Source organism: uncultured Draconibacterium sp. (genome assembly GCF_913060805.1).
Taxonomy (GTDB): Bacteria; Bacteroidota; Bacteroidia; order Bacteroidales; family Prolixibacteraceae; genus Draconibacterium.
On the sequence record NZ_CAJXTC010000026.1, the window covers coordinates 42,103 to 63,324 of the forward strand.

Sequence of the window (21,222 nt, forward strand, 5' to 3'; positions counted from 1 at the left end):
ATTGCTTGTGTATTTGAGATGCTAACAATGAACAACAGATACATTTTAACGATGCTAAATTTGAACCGAGACCTGGGTTTTCTTCTGAAAATGAAATGCAATAATAGTATAACATTTAGTCATTTACAATCGTATTGTTTCATACGGTTTCTTATTTCATATCAACTCAACTAACTAAAATATCTGCCATGGAAAATAGTATACATTTAAACGGGATCGTGATTAAACACGAGAAACTCGTTCAGATAGCATTAAGTACGCCAAACAATGTTTATATCGCTGAAGCCAGCAGTCCGTATGCCGATTATTATGGGCACTCGCCACGAACGGCTACCCCAAATTCGATCTTTCTTTTTACCAAAAAATTCTATTTTCTGGAACAATTGATGTGCTACTCATCAAGTATTGAAAAGTGCCTTTTTGAACGTATTAATCTTGCCAGTGCAATTGTTGAATCGGGCGATAAACAATTCCCGGCCATTCGTATAAAAGATTTTCCCGATTACAGCCAATTAGTAAAATTGCAAAAGTGCTTAGGCGAAAAAAATGTGCTTCTCGTTGAAAAACTTCACCTGGAGGAAGAGGTTAAAACGATTGTGAGCAAAGTTTTTGTTCTGGAAGAATTGGAGCCTGATTTTTTTATCGACCAGGTAGAAGATCATAAAGGCTATTTTATTGTTGACCGACATTTTGATTCGGAAGAATTTGATCGTGCGATTACTCAAATCAGATTTAACGGTGTTTGTAAGCTTTTTGATGCCGAGCAGGGCGTGTTGTTCAGCAACGGCAAACTAATCCATATCGTACGTATTTTTTCGGAAGCTTTGGATCTGAATATGCTTAAATGTTTACGAAAAGAATTCGTGAAACTATAGATGCAATAAAGCATAAAAAAGCCCGGCAACTATTTTTTACCGGGCTTTTTATAATGTTAGAGTGACTCTATTTCCTTGAGTTTTGCTTTAACCTCCGCGTCATCCGATCTTAATTCCAACGCTTTTCGGTAGTAGAAACGGGCCACATTATAATTCCCCGACTCAAAAGCACTATTGGCAGTTGTTTTAAAGTTCTCGAACTGCTGCTGGCTCTGACCGGCAACCCGTTCAGCAACCCGGCGTTCAATTTCGCGTAACTGCTCCCTTGGATAGGCTTCAGTATCTTTCTGCGAAAGCGCCTGGTTATACCAACCTCTGGCAACTGCCAGTTCGTTATTCCTAAAACTTTCATCCGCCAAATCGATAAAACGCTGGTACTCGCGGTCGCGTTCGCTCATCATCATATCACCCAGTATTCGGTTAATTTCGGCAATACGCTGCGGCGGATAAGTCTCTTCCGGTTTCAGATCCTGTGCTTTATAATACCACGCTCTCGACACGTTGTACTGCTCGATATCAAACGAACCATCGGCCTTTTTAATAATTTCGTTGTAAAGTGCATCCAGTCCTGCTTCTTCCAGAATTCGCTGCTCATCCAGCTCCTCTTCCAGTTGTGCGATTTGCTCTTTTCTTCTAGCCAAGTCCTCAGCATTAGCTTGTTCCTGAGCCAATCGCTGGCGTTCGTTTTCACGAATTTCATCTATCTTTCTGATCTGCGATTTCGGATATTCTTCATCCGGTTTTACACCCATAGCAATTTCGTATTGCAGGCGGGCATCATCATACGACTGCGTCCGGAAATGACCATCAGCCACAACAATTACACTTCTGTATTTTTCGTCGATAGCTTGTTGCTCCAGAATTCCGTCAATTTCAGCAATCTTCTCTTTCGGATAAATTTCGTCCGGTTTTAATGCCAACGCTTCAGTGTAATTCTCTTTCGAAGACGTGTAACTGTTTGCCGAGAAGAAACGGTCAGCCTGCATAATCAAACTCGAATATTTCCGATCTAACTCAGCCTGCGCAGCCTCTGCAGCTGCCAGCTCTCTTAAGATTCGATCAATCTCATCGATACGTTCCTGCGGATAACCCTCTTCCGGTTTTATATCTTGTGCTGCGCGGTATTCGTTTCGTGAATTTTCGTAGTTCTCGGCAGTGAACAGTTCGTCAGCTCTGGCGATAGCATCGTTGTAGTTTTTATCTTTTTCAGCTTGAATAGCAGCTAAACGAGCTGCTTCAGCTTCTGCAGCTTCACGAGCCAAACGTTCTCTTGTTGTTACAATCGAATCAATTTTTGCCAACTGCTCATCCGGGTAAGTTTCGTCGGCTTTAGCTTGTTTTGCTGTATTGTATGCTGCAATTGCAGCGTCCCATCCTTCGCGATTAAATTCGCGGTCGCCCTCTGCAATTGCATCTTCGTAGGCTTTTTGTGCTGCAGAAAGTTGTGCTAACAGATTTCCGATTTCATCAATACGCTGTTGCGGATACGATTCTTCAGGTTTAATCTCCAAAGCCGCGCGATATTCGTTGCGCGAATTTTCGTAGTTCTCAGCTGTAAACAGTTCATCTGCACGGGCAATGGCATCGTTGTAGTTTTTATCTTTTTCAGCCTGAATAGCAGCTATACGTGCTGCCTCGGCTTCGGCTGCTTCACGAGCCAAACGTTCTCTGGTTGTTACAATCGAATCGATTTTTGCCAACTGTTCATCCGGGTATGTTTCATCAGCTTTGACTTGTTTTGCTGTGTTGTATGCAACAATAGCAGCTTCCCAACCTTCGCGATTAAATTCACGATCTCCTTCAGCAATCGCATCTTCGTACGCTTTTTGTGCCGCTGATAGTTGAGCGAGTATTGTTCCAATCTCATCGATGCGCTGTTGCGGGTAGGTTTCTTCCGGTTTTATATCGAGTGCTACGCGGTATTCGTTTCGTGAGTTTTCGTAATTCTCGGCTGTGAACAGCTCGTCAGCACGTGCAATGGCATCGTTGTAGTTTTTATCTTTCTCTGCCTGGATAGCAGCTAAACGTGCAGCTTCTGCTTCGGCAGCTTCTTGCGCCAAACGTTCTCTGGTGGTTACAATCGAATCAATTTTTGCCAGCTGCTCATCCGGGTAGGTTTCGTCGGCTTTAGCTTCTTTTGCTGTATTGTAGGCTACAATTGCAGCATCCCAACCTTCGCGACGAAATTCGCGGTCGCCTTCAGCAACTGCATCTTCGTAGGCTTTTTGCGCTGCTGAAAGTTGTGCTAACAAGTTTCCAATCTCATCGATACGCTGCTGCGGATAAGATTCTTCCGGTTTAATGTCAAGCGCTGCACGGTATTCGTTGCGTGAGTTTTCGTAGTTCTCTGCAGTAAACAGTTCGTCAGCACGAGCAATAGCGTCATTGTAGTTTTTGTCTTTTTCGGCCTGAATTGCTGCTAATCGAGCGGCTTCGGCTTCGGCCTCTTCACGAGCCAAACGTTCTCTTGTAGTAACAATCGAATCGATTTTTGCCAGTTGTTCATCCGGGTAGGTTTCGTCTGCTTTCGCTTGTTTTGCTGTATTGTAAGCTGCGATCGCAGCGTCCCAACCTTCGCGATTAAATTCGCGGTCGCCCTGAGCAATTGCATCTTCGTATGCTTTTTGTGCTGCTGAAAGTTGTGCTAACAGATTTCCTATTTCATCAATGCGTTGCTGCGGATAAGTTTCATCCGGTTTTATATCAAGTGCTGCGCGGTATTCGTTACGTGAGTTTTCGTAGTTCTCGGCTGTAAACAATTCATCAGCACGAGCAATGGCATCGTTATAGTTTTTGTCTTTTTCTGCCTGAATGGCTGCCAAACGAGCGGCTTCGGCTTCTGCGGCTTCTCTTGCCAATCGTTCGCGTGTGGTTACAATTGAATCAATTTTTGCCAACTGCTCATCCGGGTAAGTTTCATCAGCTTTTGCTTGTTTTGCGGTGTTATATGCAGCAATAGCAGCTTCCCAACCTTCGCGATTAAATTCACGGTCACCCTCTGCAATTGCATCTTCATAAGCTTTTTGTGCTGCGGAAAGTTGTGCTAACAGATTTCCGATTTCATCAATACGCTGTTGCGGATACGATTCTTCAGGTTTAATCTCCAAAGCCGCGCGATATTCGTTGCGCGAATTTTCGTAGTTCTCAGCTGTAAACAGTTCATCTGCACGGGCAATGGCATCGTTGTAGTTTTTATCTTTCTCTGCCTGGATAGCAGCTAATCTCGCGGCTTCAGCTTCTGCAGCTTCTCTTGCCAAACGTTCTCTTGTGGTTACAATCGAATCAATTTTTGCCAGCTGCTCATCCGGGTAGGTTTCGTCGGCTTTAGCTTCTTTTGCTGTATTGTAGGCTACAATTGCAGCATCCCAAGCTTCGCGACGGAATTCACGGTCCCCTTCAGCAACTGCATCTTCGTAGGCTTTTTGTGCTGCTGAAAGTTGTGACAACAGGTTTCCGATCTCATCAATACGCTGTTGCGGATACGATTCTTCCGGTTTTATATCCAATGCAGCGCGGTATTCGTTGCGTGAATTTTCGTAGTTCTCAGCTGTGAACAGTTCATCAGCGCGTGCAATCGCATCGTTGTAATTTTTATCTTTCTCTGCCTGAATAGCTGCCAATCTCGCGGCTTCAGCTTCTGCGGCTTCACGAGCCAGACGCTCTCTTGTGGTTACAATCGAATCAATTTTTGCCAGTTGTTCATCCGGATACGTTTCGTCGGCTTTTGCTTGTTTTGCGGTATTGTAAGCCGCAATCGCTGCCTCCCAGCCTTCACGACGGAATTCGCGGTCACCTTCAGCAACGGCATCTTCGTAAGCTTTTTGTGCTGCTGAAAGTTGTGACAACAGGTTTCCTATTTCATCGATACGCTGTTGCGGATACGATTCTTCCGGCTTAATATCCAATGCTGCACGATATTCGTTGCGTGAGTTTTCGTAGTTCTCCGCAGTGAACAGTTCGTCAGCTCTGGCGATTGCATCGTTGTAGTTTTTATCTTTCTCAGCTTGTAGCGCTGCTAAACGTGCTGCCTCAGCTTCGGCAGCTGCTTGCGCCAAACGTTGCTGTTCGGCAACAGCCCCATCAATTTTAGCCATCATTTCCGGCGGATAAGTCTCTTCCGGTTTAAGTTGTGCAGCTTCAGCAAAAGTGGATTTCGCATCAGCATAATCCTCTCGTCCGAACAAACGATCACCCTCTGCAATCAAATCGTTGTATTCCCGATCCAAACGAGCCAATTCAGTTAAAGTCGAAGCAATTTCATCCAGCTTATCTTTCGGATATTGCTCACGCGGTTTTATTTGCAAGGCTTCGTTGTATTTACCCCGGGCATCTTCGTAATTTTTCAGTGCCAGCATATTGTCGGCCTGCTCAATTACCTGCGCATACTGCTCGTCAACTCCCTGTTGGGCAATTAACTGAGTAATTTCCGCAATTCGCTCCTCAACATGTTTGTCGCCCGATTTTAATTCATTTGCCTTTTCATAAAGCGTTTTGGCGTTGGCATAACTTTGGGCATCAAACTGCTTATCGGCCTGACTAACAAACTCATTAAAACTGTTTTGAGCATACAGAATCTGGCTGATCTCCTCGACCCGCTTTTTCGTTCTTGGCTCATCGGGAACTAACTCCAGTGCCTGCTCGTAGTTCGACAAGGCTTCGGGATAATCTTCCTTTTTGTAGGCCTTATCCGCGGCGGCAATAAATTTATCAAACTCCATCCGGTTAAGGATGTCCTTCATTTCCTTTTTCGTCTCCTCAATTCGGCGGGTAGCCTTTATATCGTTGGGTTTATACGACAATGCATTTTCGAACGAAGTAAGCGCCCGATCGTAAAACTGCTTGGTAAACATACGCTCCCCTTCCGTCATCGCATCATCATAACTTTTCTGATCTTCCTGATTTCTGCGTTGTTCAGCAAGCAAACCATTTATTTCCGCAATTTTAGTCTTCGGATATTGTTCGTTGGGCCTGATCTCCAGCGCCTTATTAAAAAGCCCAAGCGCCTCGTTGAATAACAGTTCGTCAATCGCCTGGTCGCCTTGTTCAATCAGGTTCTGATAATTTCCGGCAACACGCTGCTGCTCCTGTAATTCGGCAATCTTTTTAATCTGATCGTTTACATACTGATCAAAAGGTTTTATAGACAGGGCGCGGTTGTATGAATTTTTGGCTTCGGGCAATTCACGATTCGTAAAGTGCAGATCGCCTTCTTTAACCAGTTTATTAAAGCGCGCTAACATTGCGGCATCCAAATCTTCGGCAGCCATAATCAATCCCAGAAGATCGTTAATTTCAGCAATCCGGTCTTTCGGAAACTGCTCGCTCGGGAATATTTTGCTGGCAGCTTTATAACCATCCAAAGCTTCTAAAAACTCTTCGTTACTGTATTCATTTCCGGCTTGTTCCAGTAATTCGTTGTATTCTTTTCGTAGCTCCGCCAATTCGGCACGGGTTAAACGCGCCATAAAATCAGCATTCTCATCAACCTGCTGCGCCTGTGCAATTGCCTGGTTGATCAGACGCTCAATTTGCGCATCGTTGTAATACAGTTCCTTTACAAAATTATCGACACTCGGACTATAAAATATTTTCAGGACGGTGTTCTCTGCAAACGAATTATCGATTCCCGGAATCTCAGTAAACAGATTAATATCTATCGGGAATGGAGGGAATTTAGGATCGGCATTAAGAACATCGCGCGGAACAGCGGTTTCTATCACAATTTTCTGGCTAAAATTTCCTTCGTGCTCAAAAACCAGTTCCCATTTGTGGTTCCAGTTCAACTCGACATTGTATCTTCCATCGGCTCCAACACCGTAATTATCAAGTCGTCTGCCATCGCGATACATTTGTATAATAGCCCCTTCAGGAGATCCTTCCTGAACGGTAATCGTACCTTCAACAGCCAAACCATTGGCGCGCTGAGCCATCGACTGGCCAACACAAAAAACAAAAATTAAAATGGTAATTATGCTTGTAAACCCTTGCTTCATATCAATTTGTTAATTAACAAAGAACGAAAATAAAAACAAATAATTATCCGCTAAATAAATTGTAGCATGTTTTTCTTTTAACGGCTGTTTTTTACAAAATGCACGATTTACGCGCTTTTTTATTACATTTTTCAACTATTATATGTTATTTTGGCGCTTCATTTATTTATCCACTACTATAATATGACAACAAAACGCGAAGCATCACTTTTTCTGGCATTGTTGCCCATTCTCATTTTAATAGGACTATTAACACTTAACGTATTACTTTTTGACGATACTTTGGCCGGCGCCAACCAGGTTGCGCTGATGCTGGCCGCTGCCATTGCAGGCGTTGTTGCCTATCGGCTGGGATTTAGTTGGGACCGAATCAGCAACAAAATCGTTTCGACAATCGGTTCGGCGATGCCCTCTATTTTAATTCTTCTTTTGATCGGTTCGTTGGCTGGAACATGGCTTATTAGTGGTGTTGTGCCGGCAATGATTTATTACGGATTAGATATTATCAGCCCCAAAATGTTTCTGTTTACGGCAGTTGTGGTGAGTGCCATTGTTAGTGTGGCCACCGGAAGTTCGTGGTCGACCATTGCAACAATTGGAATTGCGCTGTTGGGTATCGGGAAAGCCATTGGAATTGACGAAGCCGTAGTAGCCGGAGCCATTATTAGTGGCGCCTATTTTGGCGATAAAATGAGCCCGTTGAGCGATACAACAAATCTTGCTCCTGCAATGGCGGGAACCGACTTGTTTACCCACATAAAATATATGACCTTCACCACGGTACCAACGATGACAATCACTCTGATCATTTTCCTGATCATGGGTTTTAATTATGATTTTACGAATGCATCGATAAATGTTGAAGATGTAAAAGTGGCCATCGACGCTACTTTTAACACCAGTCCGCTATTGTTTTTGGTTCCGGTGGCGTTGATTACGGTAATCATCTTAAAGGTACCGCCACTTCCATCGTTGTTGATTGGAACATTATTAGGCGGTTTGTTTGCCATTATTTTCCAACCCGATATTATAAATGCTGTTGCTGGCAACGTTGACAATTACGGAACCGCATCGTATTATTCGGTTATGCAGGCCATGTTTGGCGATGTAAGTTTAACCACTTCAAATGCCAATGTAAACGATTTGCTGAGCACATCGGGTATGCGCGGAATGCTCGACACTGTTTGGCTGATACTTTCGGCAATGGTTTTTGGTGGCGTAATGGAATCGGCAGGTTTATTAAAACGAATTACACAGCCAATTATAAAGTACGCAAAAAGCACCGGAAGTCTGGTGGCATCAACAGTTGGAACTTGCATCTTTTTCAACACCACAGCATCCGACCAGTATATTGCACTGGTAGTTCCGGGCAGGATGTACCGAAAAGCGTACGAGGACAAAGGCCTTAAGCCTGAAGTTTTGAGTAGAACGCTGGAAGACAGCGGAACGATTACTTCTGTGCTTATTCCGTGGAATACCTGCGGGGCAACACAATCGCGTGTTTTAGGTGTTGATACCTGGTCGTACGCGCCTTATGCCTTTTTTAATATCATCAGTCCGTTTATGACCATACTTTTTGCTTATCTGAACATCAAAATCAGGCGATTTGTCAAAGGCGAAAAGCCACAGGAAGTAAAAGAAGATTAAACTGAAATACTTTTTATAAAGCACAAAAAAACGCAGCAACATAACGTTGACTGCGTTATTTATTTTATGGTAGAAAAGTGAATTACGTTAATCGTTTACTTCGTGGTTGTAAAGTGGTTAAACTACCAACTTTTACAGGCATTCCCGACTCAATACTATTTCGGGCGGCGGTACCAATCAGAATTGACATTGCTCCGTCGCGGGTTCCGGCCAAATGCTGAAATTCGTCCTCGGCATCGGGAGTTCTGAAAATATGATCGTGCAATCGTTCATCTCCTCCTCCGTGGCCACCACGACTGTACCCTACATTTATAATTTCCTGCTCGCCCCACAGTTTATGCAAAATTATTGGCTTCAATATTTGCTCCTCGTTGCCACTCTGGTCCATTTCTGCACGGTGCATATCTTCCTGCGAAATCTGCACTTCCTCCAAATAAGGCACATCCAAAAATGCTTCAATACGCCCCTCGGTGCCGTTAAATGCAACGCGCCAGCCTTCCCACGGCGAGTAAGTCGTTAGCATGTAATTCAGGTACACATTGTTGGCATATTTTACATTCACATTCATTTTATCGTAAATGTTTATTTCGGGTCGGAACAAACAATTATCGCGGATGTAACCATCGTACTGCTCGTGTTTTGCGTACAGATTGTATTCTGTAGTACTTTTGGTGATATCCCAAAAAAACGGACAAGTTGTTTTTTCATCGCACGACCGGCAATTTACACCGCTTTTTTCGGGGCGGTTGCCGTAATACTCCAGATCGCCTTTGGCGTAAACTTCATCCGGATCGGAATCGATCCACCAGTTCAGCAGATCGAAATGATGTGTGGCTTTGTGAATCAATAAAGTTCCGCTCCACTCTCGCTGCCCGTGCCAACGACGAAAATACGAAGCACCGTGACTGGTATTTAACATCCACGAAAAATCAACCGAAACCAGTTTGCCGATGGTATTATTCATCAACAACTCCTTGATCTTTGTATTGTAAGGACTCCAGCGATAATTGAAGCCAACGATAACTTTTCGTTTATATCGTCGTTCGGCATCCAATATTTCCTGGCATTTATCTTCGTCGGTGGTTAGTGGCTTTTCAGTCAGCACATCAACACCATTTTCCAACGATTTTATTATAAACTGATGGTGCGTGGCATCAGGTGTTGTAACAATTATTAAATCGGGCGTTTGCTCCTTGATCATATCGTCGAACTCGGTGTAGGTTTTACAGTCCTTACCGACTCCGATAAAATCTGCAGCATATTTTACGCGGCCGGGATTTATATCCACCAGCGCCACAAATTCAAGAATCTCATTGTATTTGTCGACCAGTCGTTTGCCCCAGAAACTGTTTCCGCGAATTCCGGTGCCCACCAAAACAATTTTCAGTTTTTCACCTTCGGAAAGAACAGCAGCTTTTAAAGGATTGGAGACAACAGCACCTGCAGCGATGGTGCCAATAGTGGCCAGAAAGTTTCGTCTGTTTTGCATGTGTAAAAGTTTAGAATGAATAGTAGTTGATTTAGACGAATAAACTTAAGACAATTTGTGTATTCTTCCAAAAAAAAGAGGCTGCCCACAGGCAGCCTCTCGATTCATAAACTAATTACTAGACTATCAGGTTTAGTTGTAACCCGGATTTTGTTCCAATGCGTTGTTACCGGAAAGTGCATCTTGCGGTACAGGGAAACGGCGTAAATGCTCCGAATTAGAAGCTTCATGATCCCACCAGTCGTCATTTACAAATTTATTCCAACGGATTAAATCAGTACGACGGCGGCCTTCACCAAGGAATTCCACACCCCACTCGTCAAGCATTCTGTATTCATCCAAATTCGCTGCGGTAACAGGATTCGGATCATTTCCTTCTTCGAAATTGCGTACGCGAACATCGTTGATCAAATCAGCGGCTGCTGCCTCGTCGCCTGCACGTAGTTTACATTCGGCCAACATATAATAAACTTCAGCCAAACGGATGATAACATTATCAGCGCCCCAGCGTAACGATTCGTCAGCAAGATTTGGCATAGGAGCTTTTACCAAACGAATTCCGGTATTTTCCTCACCGTCGGCCATTGTAGATGGTAACGATGCGATATCAGGATATTCGTCGCCTACCTTTTTGAACGTGGCTACCATATCAACAAACGAAATCACTTCGTCTTTGTATTCCTGCGTTCCGTACGAAGTTCCGTAAGGGCTAATTTGATCACCAACCAGGAACATTCCTTCGTAACGTCCGCCACCTAAATATACGTATGGTTTTTTGCGCAAATCGCCATCGTCGAATTTTTCGTAAGGATTACCCAGCTTGAATTCGGTATAAATTTCGCCGGTTGGTTTACGCGACGGTTGCAAGTGATGACCGTTCCAGGCACCACCATCCAAACCAAAATATTTATAGGTTTCGTAGTGGTAAAAACGGTTCCACATCCAGTCGTACTGAAGTTTGTTAAACTCCGATGGAGCCGACCAGATTACCTCAGGAGATTCGTTATTGTAGAATCCAAGTGCACCAAACCATGTTGGATCAAGATCGTAATCGCCGTATTCTCCGTTGATGATTCCCTGGCAAATTGTTGCACAGTCTGAAAAGCGGCTCTCTCCAATGTACGATTCCGCATTAAAATACAACTGAGCTAACATGGCTGCAGCAGCTCCCTGACGAAGAGCGCCTTCTTCTTTTTCGCCAGCTGCCTTTTTAGGTAACTGAGGAATAGCTTCCAAAAGCAAACTTTCAATATGCTCAAAGGTTTCTTTATCCGTGCTTCTAGGAATGTTTTCGCCTTCGTTTGAAGTAAAAATCGGAAGTCCTCCAAAGAAATCCAGCCCACGCAAGTAGAAATATGCGATAAGCGTTTGCAGCTGCATCAGGTGTGATGCTTTATCTTCTTCGGTTAAACCTACGGTACTGTAGTCGAGGTTTTCAAGGTCTTGCTTGGTATCTAAAGCCAGTGCAACGCCCATAAGCGAACCTCTCCACGATTGCCAGATCCAACCGTCGTTAACAGTCCATTGGTGATAATGATAGCGGTAGTTTTCGCCACCGTTATACCAGTGAGGACCTTTGGTTGTAATTGCAAACTGGTCAGCAGTCATTTCCTGCAACTGCCATCTGTCCTCCTGAACGTACCAGCGTGCGTGTGTAAATGAGCGGTACAAAGCAGCTTTTACATCCTGCTCTGTTTTAAAGAATGTTTCCGGAACCACTGCAGAGTACCATTCCTCTTCCAAATCGGTACAAGCAACACCGGTAAACAATAACATGATTAGTAGTAAACTATATGATTTAATTTTCATAACAATTCAATTTAAAGGTTAGAAAGTTAATTGCACACCCAAAGTCCAGGTACGGGTACGTGGATAAATGTTATTATGCCACTCGAAACCAGGGTCTAAACCATTGATGTTCGACTCCGGATCCATTCCCGAATAAGACGTGATGGTAAACAGATCTCTTCCGGTAACATACACATTGGCGTTTTGCAGCCAGTTGATGTTCCGTGTTTCAAAACGATAGCGCAGTGTTAAGGCTTTCAGTTTGATGAAATCGCCATCTTCAATCCAGTAATCACACAACTCTTTCTCGCCTGTAACATCTTTGTTTTTATCGAATGCATCAGCCAAAACGTTTTGTTCTTCCACATTTGGCAAACCATAATACATATCGATGGTGTTGAAAATATCGTGACCTAACCAGCTGGTAAAAAAGGCTTCCAATTCGAAGTTTCTAAAACTAACTGTGTTGTTCCACGACATTTGAACTTTTGGAATTGCGTTTCCAACAAATGCTTTATCGTCGTTTGTTTTTGTTTGCTGAGTTACATCAAATGCATTTCCGTCTTTGTCGTACAACATCCAGTTTCCTTCGTCGGTAAATCCGGCAAAACGCCATACGTAAAACTTACCTATGTCTTGTCCCGGGAACAAACGAACGGCATTACCCGGAGAGCCGGGAGCAGGAAATCCTACCCTATCCCAATAGGTTTGACTGCCCCAAAGCGACTCCAGAGTAGATTTATTGTGTGAAATACGGAATGTTGTTGAATAATCCCAGTTGGCAGAACTTACAGCATTGTAATTAACTTCTGCTTCCCAACCTTTGTTGCGTAAACTACCAACGTTCATGGTGGTTTTATCGTGTACTGCCGGTGGCACTGATACCGAAATGTCGTAGATCATTTTATCCACCTTACGATCGTAGAGATCGAACTTACCGGTCAGTTTGTTATCAAAGAATCCGAAATCAACACCAACGTTAAATTCCTTTTTCTCTTCCCATTGCAGGTCTTTATTTTGGTTATGTGCCGATCCGTAAGTATATATCCATTCATCGTCAACCAACCACCAGGTATCCGAAGCGTACATACGTGTTGCTGCACCCGGAGCAAAACTTTGGTTACCGGTAACACCATAACCACCACGCAGTTTTAAGTCGCTCACAAAATCAAGGTTGCTCATGAAGGCTTCGTCACCAATTCGCCATCCGGCCGATACAGCTGGGAAAAATCCCCACTGGTTGTCGGTGTAAAATTTCGAAGAACCTTCGTAACGTCCACTCACAGAAAGAATATATTTTTCGCGGAAAGTATAGTTTGCACGACCAAAGAAAGCGATCAGTCTTTCGCGAGGATCTTTCCACGATCCCATTCCGGCTTTTCCTTCCGAAAGGAATGTTCCTTTCCCCATATCCCAGGCTTCGATACCGTCAACCGGGAAATCATAGTTCGTCATATCAAAACCATCAGCATTAAATTCCTGGAAACTATAACCGGCCACTGCATTAATTGAATGATCTCCGAAAGTATTGATGTATTTTGCTAACCATTCGAAGGTTTTATCCATATTACGGCCGTATGCCTGACGGGCACGACCAGCCCTGGCGTTATCCAGCGACTCTTTGTGCTGCGCTGAATAGTATAAAACATCCCGGTATTCGTTGGCACGATGCGCAATCATAGCCTGTGTACTCAAATTATCGGTAAGGTTAAGTTTCAAAGTTACATCACCAAGAAAGTTGGTTGAGTGTCCCTGATCGGTACGTAAATAAATATCGGCAACAGGGTTGTAATATTCCCAACCACCGGTCCAAACATTATAACCATGAACTTGTGTATCGTCGTAAGCAGGTTGTGTTGGATTCAATTTCAAAGCCATATCGAAAATACCATTATGCGAACGATCGCTGTTTGTTTTCCGGTAATCGGCATGCGCAATAATTTCAGCAAATCCATCAATTAAAGTAAAGTTGGCGTTAATACGGCCGCCCATTTCTTCTCTTTTATCGCCAATGGCAATACCCTCCTGATCAGATTTCAGGAACGTTGCATAAATACGAGAAGTTTCAGAACCACCGCTTAAGTTAATATGATGACGCTGACTGAAAGGATTATCAACGGTAACTTCGTCGTACCAGTCGGTAGAACTTCCGTAATCCGTTCCCAAATCGTTGGCAACAAATTCTTCAGCACTTAAAACTTCCGGTTTACGACGAATAGTCTCTGTAGTGAACTCCGATGTATAAGTCAAACGAATTTTTCCGGCTTTTGCCGATTTGGTAGTAATAAGAATTACACCACCTGCAGCTCGTGTACCATAAATTGCTCCGGCCGATGCATCTTTCAAAACATCGATCGACTCAATATCTTCGCGGCTTACCGAGTTTAAACTACCTCCTGGAACACCGTCGATTACAATAAGCGGGCCTTGTCCGGCCAAAACCGATGCAACACCACGCAATTGTACTGATGTTGTGGCATTCGGGCTTGTTCCGTTGGTCGATTGAATACTTAAACCGGTAACTTTTCCCTGCATACCGATAAGTGGATTTCCTGATCCACCCGGAATCAGATCTTTCGATTTTACAGTGGTGATCGAACTGGTTACTTCTTTTTTCTCCAAAGTACCGTATCCAACAACAACTACTTCGTCAACATTAATTGCATCGGCAAGCATCGTTACATTTACTTCGGTTTGAGTACCCACTTCAATTTCCTGGGTTTGCATTCCTACAAACGAGAATTGCAATACGGCATCAGCAGGAACTCCCGGTAACGAATACTGGCCATCTAAATTGGTAACCGTTCCATTCGTAGTTCCTTTCACAACAATAGTTACACCGGGCAGCGGCATTCCGTCGAGGTCGGTAATTACCCCCCGAACAGTTTTCTGCTGCGATTCCTGATCACTGCCATTTCCGGAGTTGTCCTTGGTAATCACAATATCTTTATTAAACACTCTGTATTTCAATCCGGTACCAACAAGAACGTCGTCTAATACGTGCTCAACAGTAGCTTTGGCATATACGGCATCAACCTTTTTATATCGTGGCAGATGCTCGTTTTTGTAAAAGACATCGAACTCGGTTTGATCTTGAATAGATTGAAAAACACTCTCAAGACTTGCATCGTGCAGCTCCATATCAATCCGCACTGATTGCGAATAAACGCTAGCCGACGCACTGACTAAACTTATTAGAATTAAAAAAAGGGATAGTTTCATAACTAGAAACAGTTTTCGCCCCTTCCTTCTTTCAAAAAGAAAGAGGTGGATTAGTTTTTTTTTCATAGTTTCGCTACGATTTTAATTTATAAATCAAAAAATTACACTAGTAATGTTAAACGGGAAGTATGTGGCGTATTTCCCGTTTTTTTGGATGCATAGGTGTCTCATTTCATAGGCAGTAGATGTTTTAGTTAGCTAGTTAGTAAAATAAAGTTTGTGAAATTCTATTTCAGATTCACGGTAATGTTATCGTTATCAATCTGGTAGTCGATTGGCACTAACTCGTTGATAACTTCAAAGTGCTGTTTAATTGGTTTATGTTTTCTCAGAACTCCTGAGATATATTCGTACTTAAATTCTTCTTCCGGGTAATCGATATCAACATCCCACCAGCGCTCCATAATTTTAAAAATTTTGTCGACCGATTCGTTACGGAATTCGTAACGTCCTTCGCGCCAGGCGGTGTAAATATCAAAGTCTTTTTCGCCGATTAAAACTTCGGCTGTTTCGGTGTAAAAAGTTGATTGTTCGCCGGGATACAAATCTTTAAAGAAATTGCCGGATATAATTTTAACCTTTCCTTCAACCAGCGTGGTTTCAATCATTTTGTCTTCGGGATATTCGCAAATATTAAATTTGGTACCGGTAACTTTTACCGTGTGATTACCTGTTTTTACCAAGAACGGATTCTTCTCACTCGATGTCACCTCAAAATAAGCTTCTCCGTGCAAACTGATCTCCCTGTTCTTTTCAGTAAAATCGGATGGAAAAGAAAGCTGCGAGCCTGCATTCAACCAAACGTGTGTACCATCGGCCAAAAACACTTCTTTAATTTGTCCTTTTATCGCTTCAACGGTGCGCATCTCAACTTTACGTGCCGACATGGTCTCGGTGTAGAAATAATGGCTCATCCAACCAACACCCAAAGCAACTACAATAATTGCTGCAATTTTTACCAATTCTTTAAAGAAGCCTTGTTTTACTTTTGAAGCATTGATGCGGTTTTCTAATTCAAGCCATTCATTATTTTCCAGTTCTTTCAATCTGGCAGAATCAATTTCTGCTGCATTCCACAAATCCTTTTCTTTAAACAGTTTCTTTCTGTTCTCCGGATTTTCATTCAGCCAGTTCAACAATTTGGCTTTTTCTTCCTGGTTGGCATTTCCTTGAATAAAATGCAGAATAACCTGATCTATATTTTCAGTGTTTTTGTCGTTCATTTTTAATAAGAGTGTTTTTGTAGTAGATAACCCTACCTCGGGTGCTAATTATTTTTGAAAAGTAGCACGAAATAGATGTGACTGAGGTCTTTAAATTCGTCGTGAAAGATTTTTAAGGCTTTTGAAACATGCTTTTCAACGGTCTTTATTGACAAGTCGTGCTTTTGTGCTATCTCTTTGTTCGACAAACCATTAAAACGGCTATCACGAAATATTTGTGCACATTTTGGAGGTAATTTTTCTAAAGTATTTTGAATACGGTCTCTGATTTCAAACTCGAGAATACTTTTTTCTGAATGAAGAAAATAATTTAATTCTTCCTGTTTCAGCTGTAACTCGATCTCACTCAATTTTCCGGCGCGAAATCGTTCTTTTTCGAAATATTTGTAGCAGCGATTTTTAACAATTGTAAAAAGGTAAGCCGACAATGTAGTTTTTAATTCAATTCGCTTCCTGTTTTTCCAAAGCTCGTAGAAACAATCCTGCACAAAGTCTTTCGCCAGGTCCTCTTCAACAAATTTTCGGGCAAAAAGAAAAAGCGGCTGGTAGTACTTTGAGAATAACTCGTTGAAGGCGGCATAATCGCCTTCTTTAAATTTCCTGAATAATATTGATTCAAGATTGGGTTTCATTAACAGAAAGTTAGTCAGTTTAGTTATAGTTAAGTTAAAGCTCACAAAAGTATGCTTTTTATGCAATTAGAAAACTGTTTCAAGACATACTCCTTTCATTTATTTTAGAATTCTATAGAGAAATATGACATAAAATACCTGCAAACTATTGAAAACACACCGATATAGATTTTAGTGATTGATTGCAGAAATCGTGAATAGATGCGCCTTTTCTTAAGGGATTTCCATAGAAACGATTACATTTGCGACCGAAAGCCGCAATTATTCAATTTTTACAGGAAACGATTGATACGTAAAATCGTTATATGGAGCAAATTGACTATAATTCAGATTGGCGCAAAGTAGCGTCGACCATTTACAAAAAACCTACCGATTCCAAAATTTATGGGATGGTAGAGTTAGATGTTACCGATATTGAAAAGTACATCGCGCAAAAGAGAAAAGAAGGCTTAAAAACCACACTTACTTATATCATCACACTAATTATTGGAAGGGCAATAAGAAATGAAGTGCCTGAACTGAACACCTTTGTAAAGGGCTCGAAAATTGCCCAGCGCAAACAGGTTGATGGTGTAGTTAGTGTTTTGCTGGCCGGAGGAGAAATGGGCTCGGTAAAAGTTGAAAATGCCGATCAGCGCACCATTCAGGAAGTAACAGACGAAATAGCCGAACATATCCGTGAGTCGCGAAAAGGAAACGAACGCGACGAAATGCAATCTAAAAATATGTTGGCTCGCGTACCATGGCCTTTCCGTAAATGGTTATTCCGTTTGTATCGTGTATTGACCATCGATTGGGGAATTTCGTTACCGGGAATCGGACTCGACTCAAACAGTTTTGGATCGTACGTGGTTTCGAACATCGGCACCGTTGGACTCGATACCGGTTATGGTTCGTTGCTACCATCGTCGAATGTGTCGCTTGTAATGATTTTGGGAACCGTTCAGAACAAACCAGCGGTTGTAAACGGAGAAATTGTTCCGCGCCGAATCATGTTATTGTCGGCCACACTCGACCACCGTGTTGTTGACGGATCGCACGGCGGACGCTTGTTCCGACACATCAAATACCTATTGAAAAATCCACATTTACTGGAAGAAAAGCCCGACGAAACAAAGGCTAAATTTTAAGGAAAATCCTGCTCCAAAATGTTGCTGAGCATTTTTGGAATTTTTTCCGTGTACGAACACGGAAATGCTAATATTTTTGTTTAGTTTTGAAAGCGAGTAACTAAACCTTCCATTTTTAATCTTAAAATTAGAAGCGCTATCGAACTAAATAAACAAATACGTATTAAGGATATTGCCGAAAGAGCAAAGGTCTCAATTGGCACTGTCGACAGGGTTTTGCACAACCGTGGAGAGGTTGCACCGGCAACCAAAAAGAAGATTCTCGAAATTGTAAAAGAATTAAAATACCAACCCAATATTTTGGCAAGTACGCTTGCCTCAAAAAAGTCGGCCACGTTTGCTACGCTTCTCCCCCAACCTCCTGCGGGAGAAGGCTACTGGACAAAACCAATTAAAGGTGTAAAAAAACGTATTTCGGAGTTGCCGCAATACGGCTTGCAAATTGAGTCGTTTACATTTAACCAGGCCGATTCAAAAAGTTTTGTTGAAGAGGCCAATAAAGTACTCGCCATAAAACCCGACGGCGTTGTGCTGGCCCCCTTTTTCAAAAAAGAGGCCACGGCTTTTATCGAAGAATTAAAAGAACTGGAAATTCCTTTTGTTTTTATCGATTCGAACATTAAAGCTGTTGGACAGCTCAGCTACATCGGCCAGAATTCTTATCAAAGTGGACTGGTGTCAGGCAAATTGCTCGACCTGATGTTGCCCGACGGAAACATTCTTGTTATTCATTTTGCAAAAGAAATGGATAACCAGAACCACCTCGTACAGCGCGAAATGGGAATCCACGATTGGTTTAAGCAAAAAAAGGATAACAACCACGAACTGTTCACCATCGAAATTCCGGATACCAATTCGGATGAATGGATGAAAACAGTGGAGCAAAATATTAAGGAGAAGAACATTAAGGGAATCTTGGTTACCAACTCAAAAGTGTTTTACGTGGGTCGCTTGCTCAAAAAACGAAAAATTAAAAATTTGAAAGTAATCGGGCACGACCTTACCAAGGAAAACATTAAATACCTGAAAGAAGATCTGGTTCAATTCCTTATCTGCCAGCGCCCCGAAGAGCAAGGCTACAACTCGGTGAACAAACTGTTCCGGAGTATCGTACAAAAAAGGGAAATTCAGGAAGAACGTTACACTCCTATCGATATCGTTACCAAAGAGAACGTTGATTATTACAAAGAATTTAAATAGACATTATGCAAGCACTATCATTTAACGATTTAAAAGACAAAGTATGCGTAATTACAGGTGGTGCGGGAGTTTTGGGCACCGCCATGGTAAAAGCTATCGCATCGGTTGGAACCAAAATCGCCATCGCTGACATTAATAAAGAAGTGGCCGATAAAGTTGCGGCAGAGATTGCGGCAGAATCGGGTGCTGAAGTAATTGGTGTTGCAGCCAATGTGCTCGATAAAGAATCGCTTGAATTTGCCAAAGCCGAGATCAACAAACGACTCGGGTCAATTGATATTTTGATCAATGGCGCCGGCGGAAACAGTCCACAGGCAACAACAAAAGTGGAAACCATGACCGAAGACAACATGGACAATCTTGAGGATACTTTCTATGGTTTGCAAATGGAAGGTTTCGATAAGGTTTTTGCCCTGAATTTTAAAGGGACTTTGTTGCCTACAATGGTTTTTACACGCGATATGCTAACGAATAAAAAAGGCGTTGTGCTTAATGTTTCGTCAATGAATTCTTACAAACCATTGACGAAAATTCCGGCGTATTCGGCAGCTAAAGCTTCGATAAATAATTTCACGGAATGGTTATCTGTTCATCTTGCCAAAGTTGGTATCCGGGTAAATGCAATTGCTCCGGGATTCTTCATCACGCACCAAAACCGTTTTTTGGTGATGGATGAAAAAACAGGCAACTACTCCCCTCGCGGACAAAAGATTGTTGACAATACACCGATGGGAAAATTTGGAGAACCTGAAGATCTGCAGGGCGCAACGCTTTTCCTTATTTCTGACGTTTCGAATTTTATAACCGGAATTGTCATTCCTGTTGACGGCGGATACAGTGCCTTTGGCGGCGTTTAACAAGTTAATCGTCAGGTAAGGTTTACAACAAGAAACCAATTCTCAACCAATACAACTTATTGTAGCATAGAAAAATCAATAGATATGAAACTGAAACAAAATTGTAAATATGCCATGCTGGTTCCAACAAGTATGGGAACTCGCATTACTCCTGAAAACGGGCAACCGGTGCACTCGAGCGATAAATTTACACTTTACGCTACCAGTGCCGAGACCAATGTTGCAAGTATCGCATCGTACCTCGGTTTGCCGGTAAAGGTTTTAACAACATTTGTAAAAGACAGTCCGATAGCCAAATTTATACAGAGCAATTTAAAAGCTCGCCACATGGATTATGAAGGTCCGGAAGTTGAGCAAGGAAATCCTTGGGGATACCGCCACCAGATAAATATTGCCGACAGTGGCTATGGCAGCCGCGGGCCACGCGTGTTTAACGATCGTGCAGGTGAAGTTGGCCGTACATTAAATGTAAAAGACTTCGATCTGGAGCGGATTTTTGGCGAAGAAGGTGTGCAAATCGTACACTTGTCAGGATTGATCGGTGCTTTGTCACCTGAAACCACCCAGTTTTGTCTGGAAGTTGCAAGAGCTGCAAAAAAACACGGTACCAAGATTTCATTTGACCTGAATCACCGGGCTTCATTTTGGAAAGGCAGAGAAGAACAACTTCGGAAAGACTTTACTGAGATTGCATCGGTTTCGGATATTCTTATTGGTAACGAGGAAGACTTCCAGCTGTGTTTTGGAATTGAGGGACCACCTGCGGGAGGCGAAGGATTGAATGCCAAAATCGACGGTTTCAAAGGACTAATCACTCGCGTAAAAGAAACTTTTCCTAACGCTTCAGTTTTTGCAACCACCTTGCGCGAAGTTATTAGCGTAAACGAACACCTTTGGGGAGCTATTATGTTGGAAGGTGATAACTGGCATGTGGTTGAACCACGAACCATTCGCGTACTCGACCGCATTGGCGGTGGCGATGGATTTGTTGGCGGAATGTTATACGGAATTTTAAAAGACTGGGAACCTGAAAAATGGCCACAGTTTGGCTGGGCAACCGGAGCTTTGGCTACAACCTTTTTAACCGACTACGCTCAACCTGCCGACGAAGAACAGGTTTGGAGTGTTTGGGGCGGTAATGCACGCGTTAAACGCTAAACATTAAA

At 42.7% G+C, this 21,222-nt stretch carries 12 protein-coding genes; 6 read left to right on the top strand and 6 right to left on the bottom strand.

Going from position 1 to position 21,222, the window contains the following annotated elements:
• Positions 1 to 188 precede the first annotated feature (188 nt).
• Entirely contained in the window at positions 189 to 875 is a 687-nt protein-coding gene (locus tag QZ576_RS15415; RefSeq protein ID WP_297098682.1) for a hypothetical protein, read from the top strand.
• A gap of 56 nt (positions 876 to 931) precedes the next feature.
• Here QZ576_RS15415 and QZ576_RS15420 read toward each other — a convergent pair whose 3' ends face one another.
• A complete protein-coding gene (locus tag QZ576_RS15420; RefSeq protein ID WP_297098683.1) occupies positions 932 to 6,868 on the bottom strand; it encodes a hypothetical protein in 5,937 nt (1,978 codons plus the stop codon).
• A 183-nt stretch (positions 6,869 to 7,051) separates the two neighbouring features.
• Between QZ576_RS15420 and nhaC the strand changes: the two genes are divergently transcribed.
• Complete coding sequence (gene nhaC / locus QZ576_RS15425) at positions 7,052 to 8,515, top strand: Na+/H+ antiporter NhaC (RefSeq protein WP_297098684.1); 1,464 nt, start codon at positions 7,052 to 7,054, stop codon at positions 8,513 to 8,515.
• An 82-nt stretch (positions 8,516 to 8,597) separates the two neighbouring features.
• Here nhaC and QZ576_RS15430 read toward each other — a convergent pair whose 3' ends face one another.
• From QZ576_RS15430 to QZ576_RS15450, 5 genes are all read right to left on the bottom strand, one after another.
• Complete coding sequence (locus QZ576_RS15430; RefSeq protein WP_297098685.1) at positions 8,598 to 10,004, bottom strand: Gfo/Idh/MocA family oxidoreductase; 1,407 nt, start codon at positions 10,002 to 10,004, stop codon at positions 8,598 to 8,600.
• Positions 10,005 to 10,136: 132 nt separating this feature from the next.
• Positions 10,137 to 11,813, bottom strand: a complete 1,677-nt coding sequence (locus QZ576_RS15435) for a RagB/SusD family nutrient uptake outer membrane protein (RefSeq protein ID WP_297098686.1) — start codon at positions 11,811 to 11,813, stop codon at positions 10,137 to 10,139.
• A gap of 18 nt (positions 11,814 to 11,831) precedes the next feature.
• Complete coding sequence (locus QZ576_RS15440; protein WP_297098687.1) at positions 11,832 to 15,014, bottom strand: SusC/RagA family TonB-linked outer membrane protein; 3,183 nt, start codon at positions 15,012 to 15,014, stop codon at positions 11,832 to 11,834.
• A gap of 227 nt (positions 15,015 to 15,241) precedes the next feature.
• A complete protein-coding gene (locus QZ576_RS15445) occupies positions 15,242 to 16,237 on the bottom strand; it encodes a FecR family protein (RefSeq protein ID WP_297098688.1) in 996 nt (331 codons plus the stop codon).
• A 44-nt stretch (positions 16,238 to 16,281) separates the two neighbouring features.
• A complete protein-coding gene (locus QZ576_RS15450) occupies positions 16,282 to 16,869 on the bottom strand; it encodes an RNA polymerase sigma-70 factor (RefSeq protein ID WP_297098689.1) in 588 nt (195 codons plus the stop codon).
• Between the two features lie 305 nt (positions 16,870 to 17,174).
• Here QZ576_RS15450 and QZ576_RS15455 point away from each other — a divergent pair, with 305 nt between their 5' ends.
• From QZ576_RS15455 to QZ576_RS15470, 4 genes are all read left to right on the top strand, one after another.
• The gene (locus QZ576_RS15455) at positions 17,175 to 17,999 is read left to right on the top strand and encodes a 2-oxo acid dehydrogenase subunit E2 (RefSeq protein ID WP_297098690.1); all 825 of its coding nucleotides are present in this window, start codon (positions 17,175 to 17,177) and stop codon (positions 17,997 to 17,999) included.
• A gap of 171 nt (positions 18,000 to 18,170) precedes the next feature.
• Positions 18,171 to 19,199 carry a LacI family DNA-binding transcriptional regulator gene (locus QZ576_RS15460; RefSeq protein ID WP_297098704.1) on the top strand — a complete coding sequence of 343 codons (1,029 nt, stop codon included), beginning with the start codon at positions 18,171 to 18,173 and terminating at the stop codon, positions 19,197 to 19,199.
• A 5-nt stretch (positions 19,200 to 19,204) separates the two neighbouring features.
• Positions 19,205 to 20,056 (top strand): SDR family oxidoreductase, encoded by an 852-nt coding sequence (locus QZ576_RS15465; protein WP_297098691.1) that lies wholly within the window; start codon positions 19,205 to 19,207, stop codon positions 20,054 to 20,056.
• Positions 20,057 to 20,140: 84 nt separating this feature from the next.
• The gene (locus QZ576_RS15470; RefSeq protein ID WP_297098692.1) at positions 20,141 to 21,214 is read left to right on the top strand and encodes a sugar kinase; all 1,074 of its coding nucleotides are present in this window, start codon (positions 20,141 to 20,143) and stop codon (positions 21,212 to 21,214) included.
• Positions 21,215 to 21,222: the final 8 nt, after the last annotated feature.